Annotated in this window: 19 protein-coding genes; 17 read left to right on the top strand and 2 right to left on the bottom strand. The window is 36.6% G+C overall.

Annotation, left to right across the window (positions count from 1 at the left end; translation table 11 throughout):
• Nucleotides 1-37: 37 nt before the first annotated feature.
• Nucleotides 38-409 carry a DUF1294 domain-containing protein gene (locus P20495_RS05590; protein ID WP_033016153.1) on the top strand — a complete coding sequence of 124 codons (372 nt, stop codon included), beginning with the start codon at nucleotides 38-40 and terminating at the stop codon, nucleotides 407-409.
• A gap of 90 nt (nucleotides 410-499) precedes the next feature.
• On the opposite strand, the gene P20495_RS05595 is transcribed toward P20495_RS05590, so the two are convergent.
• Together P20495_RS05595 and P20495_RS05600 are read right to left on the bottom strand one after the other, a co-directional pair.
• Nucleotides 500-847: a hypothetical protein gene (locus P20495_RS05595; RefSeq protein ID WP_008137779.1), complete on the bottom strand. Its 348-nt coding sequence runs from the start codon at nucleotides 845-847 to the stop codon at nucleotides 500-502.
• A 208-nt stretch (nucleotides 848-1,055) separates the two neighbouring features.
• Nucleotides 1,056-3,029, bottom strand: a complete 1,974-nt coding sequence (locus P20495_RS05600; protein ID WP_008137777.1) for a serine/threonine-protein kinase — start codon at nucleotides 3,027-3,029, stop codon at nucleotides 1,056-1,058.
• A 523-nt stretch (nucleotides 3,030-3,552) separates the two neighbouring features.
• On the opposite strand from P20495_RS05600, the gene tagH reads away from it, so the two are divergent.
• From tagH to tssG, 16 genes are all read left to right on the top strand, one after another.
• Nucleotides 3,553-4,824 carry a type VI secretion system-associated FHA domain protein TagH gene (tagH, locus tag P20495_RS05605; RefSeq protein ID WP_008137776.1) on the top strand — a complete coding sequence of 424 codons (1,272 nt, stop codon included), beginning with the start codon at nucleotides 3,553-3,555 and terminating at the stop codon, nucleotides 4,822-4,824.
• A 15-nt stretch (nucleotides 4,825-4,839) separates the two neighbouring features.
• On the top strand, nucleotides 4,840-5,304 hold the full coding sequence (gene tssJ / locus P20495_RS05610) for a type VI secretion system lipoprotein TssJ (RefSeq protein WP_007377101.1): 465 nt from the start codon (nucleotides 4,840-4,842) through the stop codon (nucleotides 5,302-5,304).
• Nucleotides 5,305-5,320: 16 nt separating this feature from the next.
• Nucleotides 5,321-6,649 carry a type VI secretion system baseplate subunit TssK gene (tssK, locus tag P20495_RS05615; protein ID WP_008137773.1) on the top strand — a complete coding sequence of 443 codons (1,329 nt, stop codon included), beginning with the start codon at nucleotides 5,321-5,323 and terminating at the stop codon, nucleotides 6,647-6,649.
• Between the two features lie 19 nt (nucleotides 6,650-6,668).
• Entirely contained in the window at nucleotides 6,669-7,949 is a 1,281-nt protein-coding gene (gene tssL / locus P20495_RS05620; RefSeq protein ID WP_008137771.1) for a type VI secretion system protein TssL, long form, read from the top strand.
• A 10-nt stretch (nucleotides 7,950-7,959) separates the two neighbouring features.
• On the top strand, nucleotides 7,960-11,469 hold the full coding sequence (gene tssM, locus P20495_RS05625; protein WP_008137770.1) for a type VI secretion system membrane subunit TssM: 3,510 nt from the start codon (nucleotides 7,960-7,962) through the stop codon (nucleotides 11,467-11,469).
• Nucleotides 11,451-12,179, top strand: coding sequence for a type VI secretion system-associated protein TagF (tagF, locus tag P20495_RS05630; protein ID WP_007377097.1), 729 nt, complete (start codon nucleotides 11,451-11,453; stop codon nucleotides 12,177-12,179). Before tssM ends, tagF begins: the two co-directional genes overlap by 19 nt.
• Nucleotides 12,172-12,969: a PP2C family serine/threonine-protein phosphatase gene (locus P20495_RS05635; protein ID WP_007377096.1), complete on the top strand. Its 798-nt coding sequence runs from the start codon at nucleotides 12,172-12,174 to the stop codon at nucleotides 12,967-12,969. The genes tagF and P20495_RS05635 overlap by 8 nt, the downstream gene beginning before the upstream one ends.
• Nucleotides 12,970-13,172: 203 nt before the next feature.
• Nucleotides 13,173-13,760: an ImpA family type VI secretion system protein gene (locus P20495_RS22605; RefSeq protein WP_008137767.1), complete on the top strand. Its 588-nt coding sequence runs from the start codon at nucleotides 13,173-13,175 to the stop codon at nucleotides 13,758-13,760.
• 97 nt (nucleotides 13,761-13,857) lie between these two features.
• Nucleotides 13,858-14,286, top strand: coding sequence for a hypothetical protein (locus tag P20495_RS22600; protein WP_242401495.1), 429 nt, complete (start codon nucleotides 13,858-13,860; stop codon nucleotides 14,284-14,286).
• Nucleotides 14,287-14,302: 16 nt separating this feature from the next.
• A complete protein-coding gene (gene tssB / locus P20495_RS05640; RefSeq protein ID WP_007377094.1) occupies nucleotides 14,303-14,806 on the top strand; it encodes a type VI secretion system contractile sheath small subunit in 504 nt (167 codons plus the stop codon).
• Nucleotides 14,803-16,293: a type VI secretion system contractile sheath large subunit gene (gene tssC / locus P20495_RS05645; protein WP_007377093.1), complete on the top strand. Its 1,491-nt coding sequence runs from the start codon at nucleotides 14,803-14,805 to the stop codon at nucleotides 16,291-16,293. Before tssB ends, tssC (P20495_RS05645) begins: the two co-directional genes overlap by 4 nt.
• Before the next feature lie 36 nt (nucleotides 16,294-16,329).
• Nucleotides 16,330-17,856 (top strand): type VI secretion system contractile sheath large subunit, encoded by a 1,527-nt coding sequence (gene tssC / locus P20495_RS05650; protein ID WP_008137762.1) that lies wholly within the window; start codon nucleotides 16,330-16,332, stop codon nucleotides 17,854-17,856.
• 2 nt (nucleotides 17,857-17,858) lie between these two features.
• Entirely contained in the window at nucleotides 17,859-18,635 is a 777-nt protein-coding gene (locus tag P20495_RS05655; protein WP_007377091.1) for a type VI secretion system accessory protein TagJ, read from the top strand.
• Nucleotides 18,636-18,652: 17 nt separating this feature from the next.
• A complete protein-coding gene (gene tssE / locus P20495_RS05660) occupies nucleotides 18,653-19,138 on the top strand; it encodes a type VI secretion system baseplate subunit TssE (protein WP_007377090.1) in 486 nt (161 codons plus the stop codon).
• The gene (tssF, locus tag P20495_RS05665) at nucleotides 19,135-20,961 is read left to right on the top strand and encodes a type VI secretion system baseplate subunit TssF (RefSeq protein ID WP_008137759.1); all 1,827 of its coding nucleotides are present in this window, start codon (nucleotides 19,135-19,137) and stop codon (nucleotides 20,959-20,961) included. Before tssE ends, tssF begins: the two co-directional genes overlap by 4 nt.
• Nucleotides 20,958-21,947 carry a type VI secretion system baseplate subunit TssG gene (gene tssG, locus P20495_RS05670; protein WP_008137757.1) on the top strand — a complete coding sequence of 330 codons (990 nt, stop codon included), beginning with the start codon at nucleotides 20,958-20,960 and terminating at the stop codon, nucleotides 21,945-21,947. The genes tssF and tssG overlap by 4 nt, the downstream gene beginning before the upstream one ends.
• The last annotated feature ends 18 nt before the right edge of the window (nucleotides 21,948-21,965 follow it).

Genomic DNA, 21,965 nt, shown 5'->3' with positions numbered 1-21,965 from the left:
TTTTAAATTCTGTGCGTTCAGTATAGGTGATAATTAATTGATAAAAAAAGCCTTAATAACAATATCGAGTCTTTTTATTGCTTTAACTTGGCTAGCTTACATGCTTAGCTACATTGCTCTTTATATGCCAATTTATCTCAGTATTTTGAGTGTGTTAACATTTTTAATGTATGCCTGGGATAAGCGCAAAGCAATACAATCGGCACATAAAAAAGTAAACCGTACGCCTGAGCGCACGTTGCAATTACTTGCTCTGTGTGGTGGTTGGCCAGGCGCATTATTTGCACAACAATTACTACGTCATAAATCTAAAAAACGTCGTTTTATATTTGTGCTGTGGTTATGCATTGCAGTTAATTTAGGTGGGATCGTGTATTTTTGGTTGAATAGGGGGTCTTTACTCGTTTGACTAAATAGAAGGTTTGCTGAGCTAACTTAACCTGAACTTTGGTAAATAATATATTACTCAGAGTTCAGGTTACTTAACAGTATAAATGGTTTACTGTTCAGATTGACTTGTTAGTGCTTCATCTAATCCAACAGTTAAAATAGTTTTTTTGTCAACAACGACCCATTTTCTGTAGGTTTGGTATCCAGCTCTGCTGACTTCAATATCGTATTTGCCTTCTTTTAGCACAATGGCATCTTGATAGACCGGGTTTATGTTCATAATACGAACGCGAGCATCTGCGGGAGTCGTAATAACGGTTAATGAAATTGGTGCTACAACTTCTTCAACATCTACTTTGGCTTCGGTAACAACCTCAGTGACGACTTTATCAACTGTTGAGGTGGTTGAACAACCGCTTAGTAATAGGATGGCTGCAAGTGCGCTTAAGTTTTTCATCGATACTCCATTAAGTAATTTAAAAATGTTGAAGGTTACGAAAAATCTTGGAGGAGTGTCTTAAAAGCTCAACTCGTCGTCCTTGACTCTCGTTTAAAAAGCGGTGGATAGTCTAATATGTATCCACCATATATTCAATTATAGTTATTTTCTTATTGCTACGCTCATCATCTAAACAAACTCTGAGTTAGTAGCCTAACTATTTTATTTACAGCATACTGTCTAACGACTGCGTAATGGCCTCACTTCTTTCGACTAATTGCTCCGCAGTTCGGTACATTTTTCGCTTCATTAGAGTATTAGCCATTGTAATATATCGCTTTGACAAATCTTGTTTTAATGTCACTAGAAGAGGGAAATCAGTTGGTAGATCAGCAGACTCTAAATTAATAAGTTCTTCAAACTCTAGTAGCTGCTTGTAATCCTCAATACCTTCCAATTGTTCAGAGTAACGTTGAAATCTTGGTTGATAAAAAACAATAGCATCCGAGAGTGGGTAGGTAATTTGCTCACCTATCGCTAATTTTTTCTGATAAAAGGTCAGTGCATCAATTGCAGATTCTCTTTTGAGTAAATTTGCGAAAAGGAGTTCAGCTTTTTGATTGCTGGTAAATATCGCTTTACCAACATTTAAGAGTGCTTTTTGCGCAATTACGTCATCTTCTTCTACTGCTTTGTCTAACGCTATTTTAAAATTATCAAAATGTAAGGAAGAGGGCTCGTACACGTAGGTATTATCAACTTCTTTTAAGTCTTGAATTAGCTGCGGGATATTATTATTGTCACTTTCGTTATAACGAGACTGTTCTAACAATAAATTAATTCTCGATGTGATATCAAAAATTATTGACTGACGCTCTCTTAGGATGCTCTCTAACTGCACTGAAAGTTTTTCTGAGTCAGGGTAGTAGTCGAGAGCTTTAGAGTAGATTGAAATTGTTTTATCAAAATCTTTAAATTTATTTGAATTATTATTATTAAAGTTATTAGCTCTTTTATCAAAACTGCCTAATATGCTCGTTTGATTTACTCTTAATAGGCCCTGCTTTAATACTTCGTACTGCGGAGGAATTTCAGCTAACTTATCTAAAATATGAGGCCCATTCCAAGACATCCAGGTTTCTACTTGTTGATTAATTGCGTTCGCATTATCAAGTTTTGCCTCTAGTTGCTTCACTTGCACAGTGTTAGCTAATTGATATTGAATAGCTACAATAACTAAAATAACGGATGCAGCGACTAAACCGATCGCTGGCTTTAAATTAGACTTAAGTTTTTTAGAAATAGGTAATAAAGAGCTTTGTCGTTGTGACGTTTCTAACGATAGTGCATTATTTATACTTTGCCATAACCAAAGTGGACAATTGCTTGGACGTTTAGCAGTGGTACTCTTTGGTAGTTTATCGGCTGCAACTCGATTAAATGGATGTTTACTACTTAATAGTTCAAACGCAATACATGCGTATGAAAATACGTCATCTTTAACGGTAGCACTGGCACCATTTAGTTGTTCAGGACTTGCGTAGGTCGGTGTATAACCGCCAATATCGCCCAACTCAACATTACTTCTAACGGCATACGCATCTTCAATGTTTTTATGCTTTGCGATACCAAAGTCGAGTACTTTTAAGTCCCCATTACTGTCAAATATGATATTGGATGGTTTGAGGTCATTATGAATCACCCCTCTTGAATGCGCATATATAAGAGCATCAGCAAGCTGTTCTAAAATCACTTTCGCTTTTTTAAATGCCATGCCTGAGGGCTTGTTGCGTTTAATTATTTGTTCTAAAGTTTCTCCCTCAACAAGTTCCATTGTGACGTAATATAAATCACCATCGGAATCTGCTGAAAACACTTTAACGATGTTAGGGTGGGAGAGCTGTTGTGTTTTTGCTGTTTCGTCTTTTAGAAGAGTAATTGCTTCTTCTGAGTATGAAAACTCTTCTTGCAACACTTTTAAAGCAACAAATGCTTCAGCACGATTTACATTTTCTAAGAAGGTATCACGCGCTCTGTAAATGTAGCACATGCCGCCTTGTCCAATTAGTTCTTCAACCAGGTAGCGATCGGAAATCTTTTTTCCGATGAGGTTAATCTTATTTTTAGCAGAGGTTCTTTTTTGATTAGAATCAAGTGATGCAATTTGAGTTTTGTCACTCGGGTTGTTAATACCGCTCATTATAAATCCTTTTATTGTGTTTATTTAAATAATTACAAAGGTAAGCTTTATACTTATTATCAATTTCCCTCTGATATTGTCGTACATTTTTACAAAAAATCTCGACTATAGCAATGTTTCAATTATTGAATATTTATATCTAAATTTTGAAACAGCTAATTTATACGCTATCGGGAATATTTAACAAATGTAACTTTATAAAAATATAAAAACAAACCCACTTTTGAGCACATACTTAAGTAAAAAAGAAGAGTTTAGGGCGTCAATGAATGAGATTAAGTAATCAAGATAAATCAATTGAGGTTTTACTTTTTCATTTTATAGAGAACGGATTTTGGCCGAAATGTAAAAATATTAACGGCCACAATTGTTCAGTATTTCGATTAAGTTAATATTTATTTTTACAGTATTTTATGGCTCAACAAAAGTCAGTCTATATTTATATATTAATTTCAATGTTGACAATAGTTTCTCTTCTACTTTATCCTACCGACAATAAAGATTTAAGGGACTGACTTATCAAATGGAACTGATACTAAACATAACTAGTTATCATAGACTCTCACCTGAAATTGAAGCATCTAAGACTGTAGTAGATAAACTTATCTTTGGTCGCTCTGAGGCTTGTGATTGGCACCTGCCCGATCCTGAAAAAATAATATCAAGTAAACACGGACAAATCGTAAAAGAAGGTGATTCTTTTTATATTTACGATAATTCAACGAATGGCACCTTTATAAACTTTGCTGTAACCCCACTTGGTCAAGGAAATAGGCAGGTTCTTGCTGACAGTGACGTATTAACTATTGGCGACTTTCAAATTGATGTTAAGTTGGTTGATGATCGCGTTTCACCAGTGAGTAATACCGATTTTTCGGCCAGTCAAAACAGTGATAATAATTACCGTGCGGATAGTAAAGATTCATTTTCACAATCGCATCAGTTTTTAGACGAATCTATTTTAGATGAATCAATGCCTGGAGTTTCTATGGTGCAAGAGCCCTTTTTGAACTCAGGTAACCAGATCCCAGAAGATTGGGATGATTTATCACGCCTGATGAACCCAGAACACTCCGATGCATCAAAACATGACTCTGCGAATGTTCAAGAGTTAAAAACGAATTCTCCACTAGTACAATCGGAAAGTCGAAAAATAGCCCCTAAAGAACAAACTGTCGAGACTGCATCACCAAAAATAGCTGCAAAAAACAGTACTGCGTTATCTGATGCATTTTTAAAAGGTTTAAATATAAAGCCTGAAGTACAAAATTTGTTAAATACAGAAAAGCATTGGTTTGAAATGGGGCAAGGCCTTAATTTATTACTCAATGGCCTTATGGACTCTTTACGTCAAAGAGCGCATGTAAAAAGTCAATTGAGGTTAAATCATACAATGTTTCAAACTGAACAAAACAACCCTTTAAAATTTTCTGCTAATATAGATGACGTTATTCAGAATTTATTCATAAGGAATAGTGCAAGCTTCCTTTCGTCTAAGGAGTCGATAAATGAAAGCTTTATTGACTCTCGCAGGCACGAACATGCGTTATTAGCCGGTGCAGATGGTGTACTTAAAGGGATATTAGACCAAGTTTCTCCCCAACAGATAAGTCAGCAAGCAAATGATAATTCTAATGTATTAAAAATTATCCCTGGGCAAATTGAATCTAAATGCTGGAAGTTATATCAGAGTTTACATGATGATTTGTCACAAGACGTTAGTTCCAAAGGGGCAATGGCTATGTCAGATGATTTTTTAAAGGCATACAACGATAGACTTAAAGAAACGCTTTAGAAAGGAAATTAAACAATGTATAAAATTAAGCTCTACTTAATGAGTTTTAGTTTACTATTTTTAGTACTAGGATGTTCTACCGTTAATAAACTTGTTCCGCCTTCAACAGATCTGATTATTAATGTATCTAAGAATGTTAATCCTGATACGTCGGATAGACCTTCACCTGTAGTTATGAAAATATTTGAACTTAGTTCTCGAACTATTTTTGATACACAAGATTTTTTTAGCCTTTACGATACGCCTGAAAAATTATTAGGGCCTGATCTGTTAAAAAAAGACGAGCTTGAATTACAGCCAAATACAGTACAAAAATATAAAATGAGTCTCAATCGAAACACTCGCTATGTGGGGGTTGTGGTTGCTTATAGAAACATTGATCAGGCAAGATGGAGAGCTGTAATTGAAGTTGATCCTACCGGTTATGATGATATAAATGTCAATGTAGAAGCTATTGCTACATACATGAGAGAGAAATAAAAAAAGGATTTGTAAAATGGGTGATAACACTCGTGTTGCTTGGACTGAAGGGATGTTTTTAAGGCCGCAACACTTCCAGCAATCAGATAAACATATTGCGAATGTAATCCAACAAGTGTGCAGTGGTAACCTTGCAGATCCTTGGGGAATACTTGAGGTAGCAATTGATACTGAACTGCTAAAATCGGGTCAATTTGCGATTGAATCACTGTCGGCAATTACCCCAGATTTACTACCGATAGATATGCCTCAGTCAACTTCTTTGCCTGAGCCATTAGTGGTCGGCAAAGATATATATGACGAGATAGTTTATCTTGCAATACCGGCATTGAAAAATAGCGGCATAAACTTATCTGCCCCAGAAGAAAATATTGTAACTCGTTATAAATTGAATGATTTATCAGTGAGTGATGATTTAGTGGGGGCGCAATCTCAAGAAGTTATTCAAGTCGCTAAAATATATAGTAAGTTAGTACTTTCCTCTGATGATCACTCTGGTTATATATTGCTGCCTTTAGCAAGAATTCTAGATGTTAGTAGTGAAGGGCAAATAAAGCTAGATAATAAGTATATACCGGCATCTTTAAAAGTAGGGCAATGCAAGCCTCTTTTGGGTCTTGTTCGCGAAATTGGTTCAATGATCAAACAGCGCTCAGAAAGCATCGCCGTTAGATTGTGTCAAGGATATGCAGGAAGTACATCAGTTGCCGACTTTATTATGCTGCAAACATTGAATAAGTATGATGCAGTATTTGACAACTTATTATCAGTCAATAATATCCATCCAAATATCTTGTATATTAGGTTGATTGAGCTTGCCGGAGAGCTGTCGACGTTTAGTACTGTTAATAAACGAGTTCCTAAGCTCCCTAAATACGATCATAAAAACTTGGGTCAAGTGTTTAGCGAAGTCGTTAACTTCTTATATCAGTCGTTGAGTCATGTTATTGAGCAAACAGCAACTGAAATCAAGTTAGAACAAAGCAAATTTGGAATTTCATTTGGTGCATTAAACGATAAGTCGGTGCTAAATTCAGCTCAATTTATTCTAGCAATAAAAGCAAGTGTCCCGCATGAAGAGTTACGTAAAATACTGCCATCACAGATAAAAATAGGCAGTGTAGAAACTATACGTGATCTTGTTAATAACCAAATACCAGGAATAACAATCAGTAGTTTACCTACAGCCCCAAGACAAATCCCATATCATGCAGGTTTCCATTATTTTGAATTAAATAAACAGGGAGAGCATTGGGATAAGTTGCGCTCTAGTGGCGGAATTGCCATTCATTTATCAGGTAGCTACCCAGAACTACAATTAAGCCTTTGGGCAATTAGAACTTAATTTTAAAGGAAGAGTTTCAATGGACGAAACCATTATCAAACCACGCCCTGGTAGATTAGGACGTGATACCTCTAGTAAAGCAAATACTGACAGTGATGCTGATAAAACGGTGATGTCTGTCGAATCGCCATCGACAAAGCTACCAAGTAGCGTCAAAGTGTCTATCTTTAAAAACCCTCTTTTAGAAGCTGCAACTGACTGTTTTTCAATAGTCATATCTATTAGTCAATCAGCCGAAATGACAAATTTAGCAGCTTTAAAACATCGTTGTGTTGAAGCCATAAAGCGGTTTGAAGTTGAAGTTCGCAACCAAAATTTATCTAAAGATATCATCAACAATGCGCGCTACTGCCTATGTGCTATTCTCGATGAATCGGTATTAAATTCAAAATGGAGCTCAATGGAATGGGCAGATGAAAGCTTATTATCTACATTCCATAAAGAAACATTTGGTGGTGAATATTTTTATACATTACTCGATGACGCGCTGTTACAACCTGAAAAAAACAAGCAATTTTTAGAGTTACAGTATCATTGTTTAAACCTTGGTTTTAAGGGCAAATATAGATTAGATACTGTTGGTGATAATAAAGTTGAAGAATACCGCTCTCAGATGTACCACCTTTTAAATCAATTAGATGGGCCAATCAATAACAAGTTATCACCTAATTGGAAGGAGCGAGTTGCTGCAGGTGTTGAACTTAGAAATCAAGTACCGCTTTGGGTGATTTTTTCTGTTTTAGGGCTCGTGTTACTTGCCGTTTATTTATTTATCAATATGAAACTCAATGATGATGTTTTTGCTATCAATGAAAAACTTGCCGTTATTCATCCACTCGCAAATGAGCTAACTGTCGATAAAAAAGACCAGCAACTATTAGTTTTAGAGCAGCTACTACAAACCGAAATACAGAGGGGGATTGTGGTTGTTAAAAAAAGTAATGATCGGATCAGAATTTCCATCAAAAGTGAAAGTTTGTTTAATCAAGGTAATTCACAGTTACTGCCTTCTTTTCAGCCTATTCTTGAGAAACTTGCACTTAGTTTAGAGGGAACAAAAGGCAGAATATTAATTACGGGTCACACAGACGACACGCCTATTAGTACCGACAGATACCCCTCAAATTGGCACCTTTCTTTAGCTAGAGCAACACAAGTTGCTAATTCTATGGCTAAAAGTACTAACCTTAGTGGCCGTTTATGGCCTGAAGGTAAAGGGGCCGCAGAGCCAATCGCCAGCAATTCAGATTCAGCTTCTAGGTCATTGAACCGACGAATTGAAATCGATCTATTATTTTAATGAGGCTGATATGAGTTTCTCGCAAAAATTTAAAAAAATGACATACGCTCTTACATCTCGTACCGCGATGCTAATTATAGGTTTCCTAGCTTTATCATTATTGATTTGGTTTGGTGGTCCTTTAATTGCAGTGGCAGATTACGTCCCTTTAGCAAGTATTGCTGCAAGGTTGCTAACAATATTACTTATATTGTTGCTCTTTTCTGTGACGAAAATTTATCGTCTTGTGCAGCAAAATAAAAGAGATGAAAAAATGGCTGATGAGTTAATCGATAGCGATGACTCAGGCGGCAGTGAAGTAAACGAAGAAATCACGACTCTAAAAACAAGAATGAATGAAGCTATCGACTTGTTAAAAGATGTTAAGTTGTTCAAAGGTAAAAATATTTACCAGTTGCCGTGGTACATAATGATCGGCCCTCCTGGCGCGGGTAAAACAACCGTTATTAATAATTCAGGATTGGATTATCCATTAAAAGATAAACTGGGCGTTGATTTAGTTCATGGCATCGGTGGTACACGAAATTGTGATTGGTGGTTTACTAATAAAGCGGTATTGATCGATACCGCCGGTAGGTATACAACTCAAAATAGTCATGCAAAACATGACTCACGAGCATGGGAAGGGTTTTTAGGTCTATTGCGAAAGTATCGTCCACTTAGGCCAATTAATGGTGTGATGATCAGCATGGGTATATCTGAGTTGATGAGTCAGACTAAAACTGAGCGTAACTTGCATGCACGTGCAATAAAGCAACGGCTACAAGAGCTTCAAAATCAGCTTGGGATGACATTTCCTGTCTATGTTATTTTTTCTAAGGTTGATTTAATTGAAGGATTCAGAGAATTTTTTGGCGAATTAACGGAAGAAGAATGTGAACAAGTATGGGGAGTTACCTTTGAGCTTGATCTTGCTAAAGACACCCAGGTAGAAGCGTTTAATAAAGAATTTCATACTTTAATTTCTAAATTAACAGAAATGCTTAATCGCAGATTGATAAATGAAAGAAACGAAGCGATTAGAGCTAAAATATTCGAATTCCCTAGGCAGCTAAGAGTACTTCAAGGTGTCGCTGATGGCTTTTTAAAAGAAATATTTACACCTAATGCATATGAAGAGCTGCCCATGTTTAGGGGCGTTTACTTAACGAGCGCAACTCAAGAAGGAACGCCTTCTAGCTTTTTGAATGATGTTAACTCAGGTAAAACAGATTATATAAATCAATCAAAAAGCTTTTTTATAAAAAATGTTTTAGAAAGCGTGATTTTTCCAGAGCAAAATTTAGCAAGTACAAATAAACATCACGACAAACAAAATAAATGGCTACGCGTTGCTAGTATCTCATTAGCTGTTATTGCGCTATTTGGCTTTTCAATTTCTTGGTACTTTAGTTTTGCATGGAATAGTAATTTAATTGCAGAAACTGAAGAGGCTATTTCGACATATCAAGAGCTTGATTCAGCGTCATTTGATCGAAATAACTTAGTGGTTTTAAATGATAGGTTAAACGCGCTGAGAAATTTACCAGCAAGTGCGCCATTTTTAATGGACTCGGAAGAGTCACCATCATTTGGTTTTAATAAATTAAATGAAATTAAAGCATCTTCTGTTAATGCTTACGATCGCTCTTTACAAACTTATTTAGAACCATTTATCAGCAATACCCTTATAAAAGAAATGGCAGCCCATCCAGAGCACCTTAGTTATTTATATGAGACTTTGAAGTGTTATTTAATGCTATTTCAACCAGAGTATTTTGAAAGTGAAGACATTACAGCATGGTTTGATGCTTACTTAGAAAGAAACCTTCCGGGTGATAAGAGTATTCAAATTAGAGATGAATTAATGGGTCATATTTCAGCTTTGTTGAACAAAGGTATTAATCAAACTGATGTTGATAACCAAGCTGTACGTACTGCACGCGCTGAATTAACTAAGTTGCCTATAGCAGAAAGAGCGTATCAACGTCTGCAAGCTGACTTCCTTAATAGTAGTATTCCGCCATTTAGATTAACCGATATTATTAGTTTTGAAAGTGCGCAAAAATTTACGTTTCGTAATAATGGTGAGCTAACTAGAAATATCCCTGGGTTGTACACATTTAATGGATTTCACGGTATTTTTAACGTTGAAAAAAGTAAAATGTTAGGTAATTTAATGGCCAGTAGTTGGGTATATGGTGAAGAAGCATCAGGCACTTACGATATTTCAAAAGATGAAATAGAAAAGAAATTAGAGCAGCGTTATTTTCAAGACTATATTCATTATTGGCAGTCGTTCTTAGATGACTTAAGTCTTAATCAATATAGCTCACCGGCAGAGGGCGTTAATATTACGGATGTATTAGCGGGTTCAGAAGCGCCAATTAAAAATATTATTATTGCAGTTCAAAAGAATGTTCAGCTGACAAAACTACCGGTATCGGAAAATCAAAAAGCAGCAGGTAAACTGGCTGCTAATGCTGCTGAAATTGCAATGCAAACGAAAGCAAATAGGATCAAGCGATTTTTACCTGACGAAGCGCCTAAGTTCGACATAAAGTTGCCAGGTTACCAAGTCGAAGAAGCATTTGAAGATGTGATAAACATTGATTCTCAACAGCTCGATAATATTCAGAAAAATCTGCGAGAGCTTAATATTTATTTAACCAAGCTCGATCGAGGCGATCAGCTTAAGTATTCAATAAAAGATCAAATTAGTGGTAAGAGTAAACCAAGCTTTATACGTCAATTAGAGTTTCAAAGTCGAGATTTACCTTATCCATTCAATAGCTGGTTATTAGATATAAGCAGAGACACTAGTAATATCACCAAAAATAGTGCAAACAGGCACCTGAACGAAATTTGGAAAAGCAAAGTTTTAAGAGAATACAATGCTGCGATTGTGGGAAGGTACCCTTTCTCTCCACAGGCAGATAAAGAAGTAAATATGAAAGACTTTGCTCGCTTTTTTGGACCAGGTGGAACCATTGATAGCTTTTTCAATAGCTATGTTGCGCCTAGCGTTGATATAAGCTCAAGTCCATGGAAGTTTGAAAAAGACATTGGTATTAGCAGTGAAACATTAAAAATGTTTGAACATGCTTATCAAATCCAAACCGCTTTTTTTGATGGTGGAAGTAATACCCCTCGAATAGAGTTTGGTTTACGAACATTTAAACTGGATAAAACAGTGTCTAGCCTTATGATAGAAATTGATGGACAGTCAATGACTTACCGACATGGTCCATTAAAAGTAACAAATTTCATTTGGCCTGGAGCATCTGGTCAAAGTAAAACAAGAGTGGTGTTTACGCCTCCAAATGGTGGCCGCTCAATTAACACAACTTACCAGGGTGAATGGTCACTTTATAGAATGCTTGATGAGCTTAGCGAAAAAAGAAGCCAAACTCGTAACGATCTAGAGCTGCACTTTTCAATTATGGGAAATAATGCAAAAGTCGAATTGTTGCCTAAATCAATCAGACATCCATTTTGGAATACAAGCGTAGAGAAGTTTTCATGTCCGACACGATTATAAATATAGGTTATCTTGGTAAAGTTCCCTCTTTAGGCGACTTTGTTCAAGATAACGTTTCTAAGGCATTTTCTGAGCATTGGGAGCAATGGTTACAAGCAGCCATTGCTGTTAGTAAGGAGCAGCTAGGAGAAGCATGGCAGGATAATTACTTGGTAGCGCCTGTCTGGCACTTTGCCTTGAGCCCTAATATAGTTGGCGACAACGGGGTTATGGGAACCATAATACCGAGTATGGATGCGGTTGGAAGGCATTATCCTTTTACTCTATTGAGTGAGACGCAAAGTGACCCTATTGCTATATTAAACTCAGGTGTGTTTTCTTTAGAGTATGAAGATGTGGTTTTAAAAGTATTGGAGGGCTCGGTTGATCTTTTTTCGTGGAGAAAAGAGGTAACCCAAACGCTTAATATAATGACGGCTGAAAAAAAGCAGGTCAGCTATTCTCATTCACCCGATAAAAACAAAGCGGGTGAGGCGTTTGAATTTTCAGGTACTGAGCTGTCAGATAATGTTTTAGAAGATGCAATGCATGCCATATTACATAAGAAACATGGTGATTATAGCGTTTGGTGGACACATGGTTCATTTAACATCAAACCAATGGTGCTTATTACATCTGCACTACCTCCTGTAAATCAAGTTGCAGCCATGTTAGATGGTAGGTGGAAACATTGGGAATGGAATTATACGCAGGTAAAAAATAGTGATTAGTAAATTTTGTACAAGTTATGCCATTACCCACCGAGGTGTTGTTAGGCAACTAAATGAAGATGCCCATGTAGAAATTAATAGTCATAACCTGTGGGTTGTTGCTGATGGCATGGGAGGCCATGAAGCCGGTGAAGTCGCAAGCCAGTTAGTTGTTGATGTTATTAGGACAAAAGTTCAAGAGCTTGAATTAGATGTTTTAAGTATTTCTCATATTGTGGGGGCGATTGAAGAAGCAAATAGACAGCTCAGTGAATACAGTGCTTCTTATCTAGATAATAAAACGGCGGGCAGTACGGTTACTGCGTTATTTTTAAAAGATGGGAACTACCATATTTTATGGGCTGGTGATAGCCGAGCCTACTTATTACGTGATGGTGAGCTTCAGCAGATATCAAGAGATCATAGCCAAGTAAATGACTTGATTGATGAAGGGGTTATTTCTGTTGAAGAAGCGAAAAATCATCCTCTATCTAATGTAATAACACGCGCAGTTGGTGTTATGGAAAATGTAAAAGTGGATGTTATTAAAGATAAAATAAGAACCGGTGATATATTTTTACTTTGTTCTGATGGGCTAACTGGGGAATTATCTGATGACGATATATGCATGTCTTTAGAACCAAATAGTATTATTGATTCGGGTATGGCATTAATGCACTCTTCTTTAGTTCGAGGTGCAAGAGATAATGTGACATGTATTTTAATTAAATATGATGAAACAAAAGATAATCAAGATATTAATGCTATTAATAATATGGATGAGGCGACGATTCCTTTATTTACTAAATAACATATTGATTATTTTAAATAAGATTGTTTTAAATTATTTAAATAATGTTATTTGAAAGTATACTAAAAATTGATTGTTTATATATTGGCAATAATGAACTTTTAAACACAATTGTAACTAAGCTTGTATTTTAATATAAAGAATGTAATATAAAATCCGCTCCGCTTTATTGGAGTTTTATGGATAATTATTAGGACAATGGAATGTTTTTATTAGATGAATATATCTCCCCTATTTCAGACACTGAGATTGCAGGTATTGATCCCCGCTCAGATGTCTCTCCTACGTCTACATATTATGCTTTAAAAGATTTGAGAAATCAGCTCAGAGCGGCTGAAAGAAATGCATTGGTTGATGAGCAAGGTATCTCCTCTTTGTCGCGAGACTGGTTACCTCTCCTTGAGCAATGTAGCAAAGCAATAAAAACCGAAAGCAAAGATATTGAATATTTGGCATGGCTAATTGAAGCAATGTGTCGTATTTACGGCTTTAAAGGCTTGGCGTTTGGCTTTAAAGTTGCTCATAACCTAATTGAAAATCACTTTGACGATTTATACCCTACACTCGACTCAGATGATGAAATTTGGGATAAAGTATCAGCACTAGTGGGGTTAAATGGCTCTGCGGGTGAAGGTACGTTGATCATACCAATAAAGAGTATTTACTTAACTGATAGTGTAAGTATGAATTCTTATTCTTTTTGGGAATATCAACAAGGATATGATGTTTCTCGTTTGAGTGATGATAAAAGAGAGAAAAAATTACTCAAGGTGCAGTTGACTTCGAATTAATAGAAAAAGTGCGGCAGAAACCAGTACTGATTTTTTTGTCTCTCTAAAGTTAGATATTGAAGAAGCGATTGAGCAATTTTCCACGCTTAGTGAAGTAATGGACAGAGTGACAGGTCAACCACAGCCGACTTCTAATATAAAGCAGGCACTTGAAGTGAGTTTGGCGGCACTAAAACACGTTGCTGCAGATAAGCTTGAAGCGGCAGAACAAGCGCTAGCTGAAAAGAATGCTAGTGAAAATGTTGAGCTAGAAACTGAGAACGATGCGGGAGTCGAGGGCGTAGTTGAAAAAGCGAATAGCAATGAGATTAACTCTAGAGAAAATGCAATAAGTAAACTAAAAGAAATAGCCACATTCTTTAGAAAAACAGAGCCTCACTCGCCGATGTCGTACACGATAGAACAAGTAATTCGATGGAGCGAATTATCGCTACCTGAGTTATTAAATGAACTAATTACAGATAGTGATGCTAGGACTGGGTACTTTAAGTTGTCTGGCATTAAAATCAGCGAAACTGAAACATAAGTAAAAGGAGTTCTCAATGAGTATCCATGATAAATTAAAACGAGTTCGTAAGCCTAGAGTACATATCACTTATGATGTGGAAACTGAAGGCGCAGCGGTTAAAAAAGAATTACCATTTGTTGTTGGTGTGATGGGGGACTTTTCAGGAGATAATGCTGATGCCTTAAAGCCACTTAAAGACAGACGATTTATACAAATAGATCGCGACAACTTTAATGATGTTTTAAAGCGTATGAGTCCTTCTCTGAATTTATTAGTCGACAATACATTAAATGATGAAGGTTCTCAGTTTGAAGTTAAGCTTAACTTTAAATCGATTGATGACTTTGAGCCAGCAGCTGTTGTAAATCAGGTTGAACCATTACGTAAATTAATGGAAACACGTAATAAACTACGCGACCTAATGACTAAAATTGACCGCTCAGAAGAACTTGAAAATGTATTAGAAGAAGTACTTAGTAATACCGCAAGTTTAGACTCTATCGCTAAAGAGCTTAAATTAGAGGAGACTGAAAAATGAGTACAGAGCAACTAAGTACAGAATTAGAGTCAACGACTGAAGTGAGTTCATCTTTACTTGAACAAGCTATTGGTGCAACTAAGCAAACAGATGCGAGTCGCGCAGAAGAGTTACTTAAAACACTGACTGAAGAAGCCTTGAAAGGGACAGTCCAGTGGAATAAAAACATGACTGTGACGTTTAATGAAGCAATTCAATTAATCGATCAAAAAATATCAAAGCAGCTAAGTGTTGTTATGCACAGTGATGAATTTCAAAAGCTTGAAGGTTCATGGCGTGGATTACATCACCTAGTGATGAACTCAGAAACAAGTGGCACACTTAAAATCCGTGTTTTAAATATGAAGAAAAAAGAGCTTCATAAAGATTTAAGTAAAGCGGTTGAATTTGATCAAAGCCAGACGTTTAAGAAAATATACGAAGCTGAATTTGGCACACCAGGTGGTGAACCTTACGGCACAATCGTTGGCGATTTCGAATTTACTAATCATCCTGAAGATGTTGAAGCACTTAGTTTAATGTCTAATGTTGCAGCTGCAGGCTTCTGTCCATTTATTGCGGCATCGTCGCCATCATTATTTGGTTTCGATAACTGGGAAGAATTGACAAAACCTCGCGATTTAGAAAAAGTCTTTGAATCATTAGAGTATACAAAATGGCGCTCATTTAGAGACAGTGACGATTCACGTTTTGTATCTTTAACAATGCCTCGTTTCTTATCTCGTCTGCCGTACGGTGCTGCTTCGAAGCCAGTGGAAGAGTTTAACTACGAAGAGTTTGAAGTTGAGCCTAAAGATGGTCGTTCGGTCAGTACTGAAAATAAAGACTATTGCTGGAGCAACGCAGCGTACGCTATGGCAACAAATATGACAAAAGCTTTTGCTCAATACGGCTTTTGTACTGCTATTCGTGGTGCTGAAGGTGGCGGTAAAGTAGAAGGCCTACCAACACATATTTTCACTAGTGATGACGGCGACCCAGATCTAAAATGTCCGACTGAAATTGGTATAACAGATCGTCGCGAAGCAGAGCTAAGCAAATTAGGATTTTTACCACTTTGTCATTATAAAAATACTGATTACGCTGTGTTTTTTGGTGGCCAAAGTTGTCAAAAACCACAAATTTACTCTACACCAGATGCGACTGCTAATGCTGCAATTTCAGCTCGATTACCATACTTAATGGCGACGTCTCGTTTTGCGCATTACTTAAAAGTGATGGCTCGTGACAAAATTGGTAGCTTTATGGAAGCAGAAGACGTTGAATCTTGGTTAAATCGTTGGATACTATCTTACGTTAATGCGACAGAGGGCGGTGGTCAAGATATTAGAGCACGTTACCCTTTAGCTGATGCAAAAGTATCGGTTAAAGAAATTCCAGGTCAACCTGGTGCTTACAATGCTGTTGCCTGGTTAAAACCTTGGTTACAAATGGAAGAGCTTACTTCTTCTTTACGCCTTGTAGCTAAAATTCCTGAGATTGGTTAACTAACCTCTCTCTAGCGTTAAGGATAATGCATTAGAATGAATCACGAAGAGTTTTCATTTATAAATCAAGACTTCACTTTTCAACAAAAGTCGCAGTCTCGAATAAGTGATAATGAAGCTTTGCTTGATAGGTTTTTAAACGAAAAAAACCTAGATAAAGCATTATTATTATGGCTTGAAGGCTCTTCTGATTCACCTATTTCATGGAATAAGGAGTCTTTAGGTCCCTATCTACAACGTATTATAGTTGAGCTTGATCAGCTGATATCTAAACAACTAAATATAATTATTCATGACAAACGCTTTCAAAAATTAGAAGCTAGCTGGCGTAATATGTGGTGGCTTTTATTGCAGAGCGAGCAATACGATAAAGAAAATAAAGTAAAAGTAAAAGTATTAAACTGTAATTGGATGACCTTATCTAAGGATGTAAATAAAGCGATTGATTTTGATCAAAGCATGTTTTTCCAATTATTATATCAAAGCGAGTTTGATAGTGCCGGGGGAGAACCTTTTGGGGTTGTTATTGGCGATTACGAAATAACAAATACCTTTTCTGAAGGAACGACTTACAACGATATTGATACAATAAAAGAGATATCAAGAACGGCGGCTGCCGCTTTTTCTCCTTTCATCTGTTCCGCTTCACCCAATTTATTTGGCGCTGATAGTTTTTCTGACTTAGGTTATTACTCCGATCTTTTTAATCATTTTGAACAGCCTGAATATGCAAAGTGGCAGAGCTTTAGAAAGATGGAAGAGTCGCGATTTATCGGCTTTACATTACCGCATGTCCTCGTTAGGCCACCTTATAGTAATGACGGAAAACGCCATCAAGATTTTTATTTTAAAGAGCAAATTGTTGACCCTGAAACAGATATGCTTTGGGGAAATGCTTCTTTCCAGTTCGTATCAACAATAATAAGAGCTTACTGTGAGAGTGGCTGGTTTGGTCATATTCGTGGCATTGAACCAGGGAAAGTTTCAAAAGGGTTAGTGACAGGGCTAGCACGAGACAACTTTGCTAATGATACATATCAAAAAGAGGCTAAACCGCCTTTGGATTTATTGGTAACAAGTAAGTTTGAGAAACAATTTTCTGAGCTTGGTTTTATTCCTGCTTCATCGGTTACAAATACAGAACACATTGTTTTTTATAGTAATGCGTCTGTTCAAAAAGCAAAAAATTATGACTCAAGTGCTGCAAATATAAATGCGCGTTTATCTTCAATGCTGCAGTATATATTGTGTGTTTCTCGTTTTGCGCACTATTTAAAATTATTAGCACGTGATCGCGTAGGCTCATACAGTACTGCGCAAGCATGTGAAAGAGATTTACAGGCTTGGGTAAATAACTATACCACAGCATCAGATTCAGCTTCTGAGCAAATCAGAAGCAAATACCCATTAAGTAATGCAAAGATAAAAGTTAGTGAAAATAAGGCTAATCCAGGGCATTACTTTTCTGTTTTGCAATTACAACCACACTTTCAATTAGATCAAATGGTTTCTAGCATTAAATTAATAACTGAGCTTAGTCCTCACCATAAAATAAAGGAATAGTAATGAAAAAAATACATAGCTTAATTCGTGAGGGGAAACTCACTGATGCATTGTCATGCTGCGCAACTGAGTTGCAAGATGAACCTTTAAACTTTGATATTAGAAGTATTTACGCAGAGCTACTTTGTATTAATGGTGAACTTGAAAAAGCAGATAAACAATTAGATTTTATGGTTCAAAAGAACCCAGAATTTGCCGTTGGTGCGGTCAACCTTCGTCACTTAATTCGTGCGCAGCAGTCGAGAGTTGATTTTTATCAAGGCAATGGAATTCCTAAACTGTTTCATGATGCAGATGAACTCGACACTTTATTTTTAAAAATGCATGTTGCTTTACTCGAAAATGAAGTTAATGAAGCCGCTGAGTTAGCCCTAAAAATGGAAGCGCTTAGAGCTACAATATCACAAGATGATTCAACTGGAATTCGAGATCTTGATGATACCTTGGGCCCATATTTAGAAGTGTTAGGTACAAATGGCGAGTTTTATTTAGCCAATTTTAATGAAATAGAAACATTAAGAGTACAGCCTAACGAATCACTACTTGAAAGTATTTGGTTACGAGTGGAAATAACAATTAAAGATGGCCCATCAGGTACAGCTCATTTACCGCTTGTTTATGCAAATTCAAACAGCGACATTGAAAAGTTAGGGCAAGTGTCTGATTGGGAAGAACTTAAAGACGAGTTTATTATCGGTAAAGGAATGAAAATGCTATTTGTTAATGACGAGGCAATCACTATTCCTAACTTAAAAATAAACGCACTCGAAACAGCCTAATTTATATTTGAATAATCATGATTGAACATAAGCAACAGCTTCAAGCATCAATTATCGATAAACTTATCGATGATGAGCCCGACTTTCAAGATGCACCTTCTCGCACCGAAGGAATAACGATTAGTGAACTCAGAAAAAATGTGCGAAGAGACATAGAAGCGTTGCTTAATGCGCGAATTCAATGGCATACATGGCCATCACAATATGATGAATTAACAACATCTTGCTTATCATATGGGCTTCCTGACTTTTCGAGTATGTCAGTAAGCTCTCATGAAGGACGAACATTATTGTGTGAGACGGTCAGAGATACGATTTTAAAATTTGAACCACGATTTCTTGAGGTTGAGGTGTTTACTGATGAAGAAGTGCCAATTAATAGAGTACTCAATTTGCGAATAAATGCGCTTTTGTATGCTGATCCCGAGCCTGAATTCATTAGTTTTGATTCTGAAGTTGAGCCAGTTAACTTAGGCATGAAAATTATTGAGGCATCTTTATGAACGATGAATTATTAAAGTATTATAATCGTGAATTAGCATTTGTGCGCCATTTAGGTAAAGACTTTGCTGATAAATATCCTAAGGTTGCGGGGCGATTAAAGCTTAGTGAAGATCATATTGAAGACCCTCATGTATCGAGACTAATAGAATCCTTTGCTTTTTTAACCGCCAATATTAGACAAAAGTTAGACGATAGTTTCCCTGAACTAACGGATGCCTTACTGGGTCAGATGCTGCCAGATTATCAAGCACCAATACCATCAATGTCGATAGTTAAGTTAGAAGCCGAAAACCTATCTACCACGGGTATTGTGATACCTAGAGCGAGTGAAGTAGAAACAAATGTTGAATCTATGAAGCAATGTAAGTTTCAAACCTGTTATGAAACTTACTTATGGCCTGTAGAAATAACAAGCGCTCAGTTTGACAACAGCCCATTTGTTGCGCCTAAACCGAGGTGGCATGAAAAAGCAAAATCAATATTTAAACTTGAGTTAACTGGTGAATACAAAGGTGTGTCGCTGGCAGAAACAGGACTTGAGAGACTACGTATATTCATCAATGGTCAATGGCACCATACGTTAAAAGTGTATGAATTACTTTTTAAGCATTGTATTGGAGTTGCGATTGATAATGGCGAAGAAGGGATTAAGTACGTATCAAAAGATCAACTTAAAGCTGTTGGTTTCGACGCAAACGAAGCCGTTGTTCCTTATTCACAGCGCTCTTCTTCAGGTTATCGTTTATTAGTTGAAAATTTTACTTTCCCAGAGAAGTTTAGATTTTTTGAGTTACAAGGAATTAAGTCGTCACTGCCTAAAAAGTCTAATCAATGTACTTTGTATTTTTACTTAGATACAGAATCAGCTGAACTTGAAAAACAAGTTGATAAAAATATGTTTTTACTTGGTTGTACGCCAATTATTAATCTATTTGAGCAAGAGCTAGAGCCAATACGACCAGAAATAAGTGAATACGAGTATAAATTAACACCCCGCTATATGGACTCAGAAATATCTGAGGTGATTGGCCTTTGTGAAGTAATTGCTTTTGATCATAAAGGGAATAAGCAGATTGTATCCCCTTTTTACGGACAAACGCACCCTAAATACCAGGGGCATGAAGACTTGTTCTGGCACATACGAAGAGAAACTGCATCTTGGGCCGGTGGTTATGTTGAATCAGGAACTGAGACATTTTTATCACTTGTAGATGCGACGTTTGAAAACAGTGCAATGGAATACGGTGAGGGAAATACAGTATTAACTGTTCGTGCAAATTGCAGTAACCGAAATTTACCTGCAAGTATGCCTTTTGGCGATGATGAGCTTGGGCTACTTATGCCTGAACGTGGTGATGTAATTAAAAAAATCCGCTGTTTAATTCCTTTTACGCATGCAGTTAGGCCAATTTTAGCTGACGCAACAAGGTGGCAATTAGTTAATCATTTAACACTAGATGCTTTTAGTGGTGATGATGCATGTGTCAAATTAAAAGAAGTCCTTCGTCTTTATGATTTTAGAGCTTCACCGCAGACAAAAGGCATGATTGACAATATCTACAGAGTATTAGTTACCTCTTCAACTGCACGAGTAGTACAAAGTGGTAGGGTGAGTTTTGCAACGGGGAGTGATATTGAAATTACCTTTGCTAATGATGACTTTTCTGGCAGCGGCATGTTTTTCTTTGCCTCTATTTTAGACCATTTTTTTGCACAATTTGCTGCAATTAACAGCTTTACGCGTGTTAGCCTCAGATTAAAAGAGCAAGAACAAATATATTATCAGTGGCCAGCTAGAGTGGGTGATAGTCCTCTTTTATGATTAAGCATATTATTTCTCAAGCATCGCAAATAGACTTTTATAAAGCCGTTTTCATAATAGAAAACCAGCTTAAAAAGGATGGCTTAGAGCACCGTCACGTAGGCTACGATAGTAACCCAAAGCACGAGCTTATTAAATTTACGGCAACTCAAAAGTTTGGTTACCCAGGTAACGCGATTACAAAATTAGAGGAAACAAGTTTTGAAGATGGCCTCCATAAAGTAAATATGCAGGTATCTTTTATGGGCTTAACAGGTTGCTCAGGTGCGCTACCACAATTTTACAGTGAATTGGTTATGCAACGCCTGAGATATAAAGACACCACTATGCGTGATTTTTACGACATGTTTAATCATCGCCTAATTTCTTTGTATTACAGAGCTTGGAAAAAATATAAACCATCACTGAATCATATAAATAAAGATAAGAATAAAGACCCATACACACAAATTTTAGGTTTGTTAAGTGGAGGTTACAACGAACATCAACTTCATTTTTCTGGTTTATATAGCCGAAAGATAAGAAATGCATCGGATCTAAAAAGCATTCTTACTTCTTATTTAGGGTGTGATGTTGCGATTAAACAAATGATTGGCCAGTGGCATGATCTTAAGCCTCAAGAGCAAACACGCCTAGCTAGTCAGGCACTCTTTGAAGGGCAACATGCACGCTTAGGTGTTGGCACTGTGATTGGTAAGCAAATATGGGATGTTTCATCAAGCATTGAAATTCATATTTCTTCAGATGACCCCTCGAAAGCTAAATCGTTATTACCTAAAGGGTCTTTGTTTGAGCTTAGCAATAAAATTATAAAAGATTATGTCGGAAATTCAGTTCAATTTCGGTTAATTATTGAATCTGATTTTCATGAGTTAGAGGCGGTATCGCTTTCTAAAAATAATTGTCAACTAGGCGCTAATAGTTTTTTAGGCGCCGGTAAAAACACATTTAAAAATAAACCTACTAAGTTATCGTTTAAAGGATAATTAAAATTAAAAGGAATA

This window comes from Pseudoalteromonas sp. BSi20495 (assembly GCF_000241185.1).
Lineage (GTDB): Bacteria > Pseudomonadota > Gammaproteobacteria > Enterobacterales > Alteromonadaceae > Pseudoalteromonas > Pseudoalteromonas fuliginea.
The sequence above is the reverse complement of the archived record's forward strand: the minus strand, read 5'-3'. Positions and strand labels throughout refer to the sequence as shown.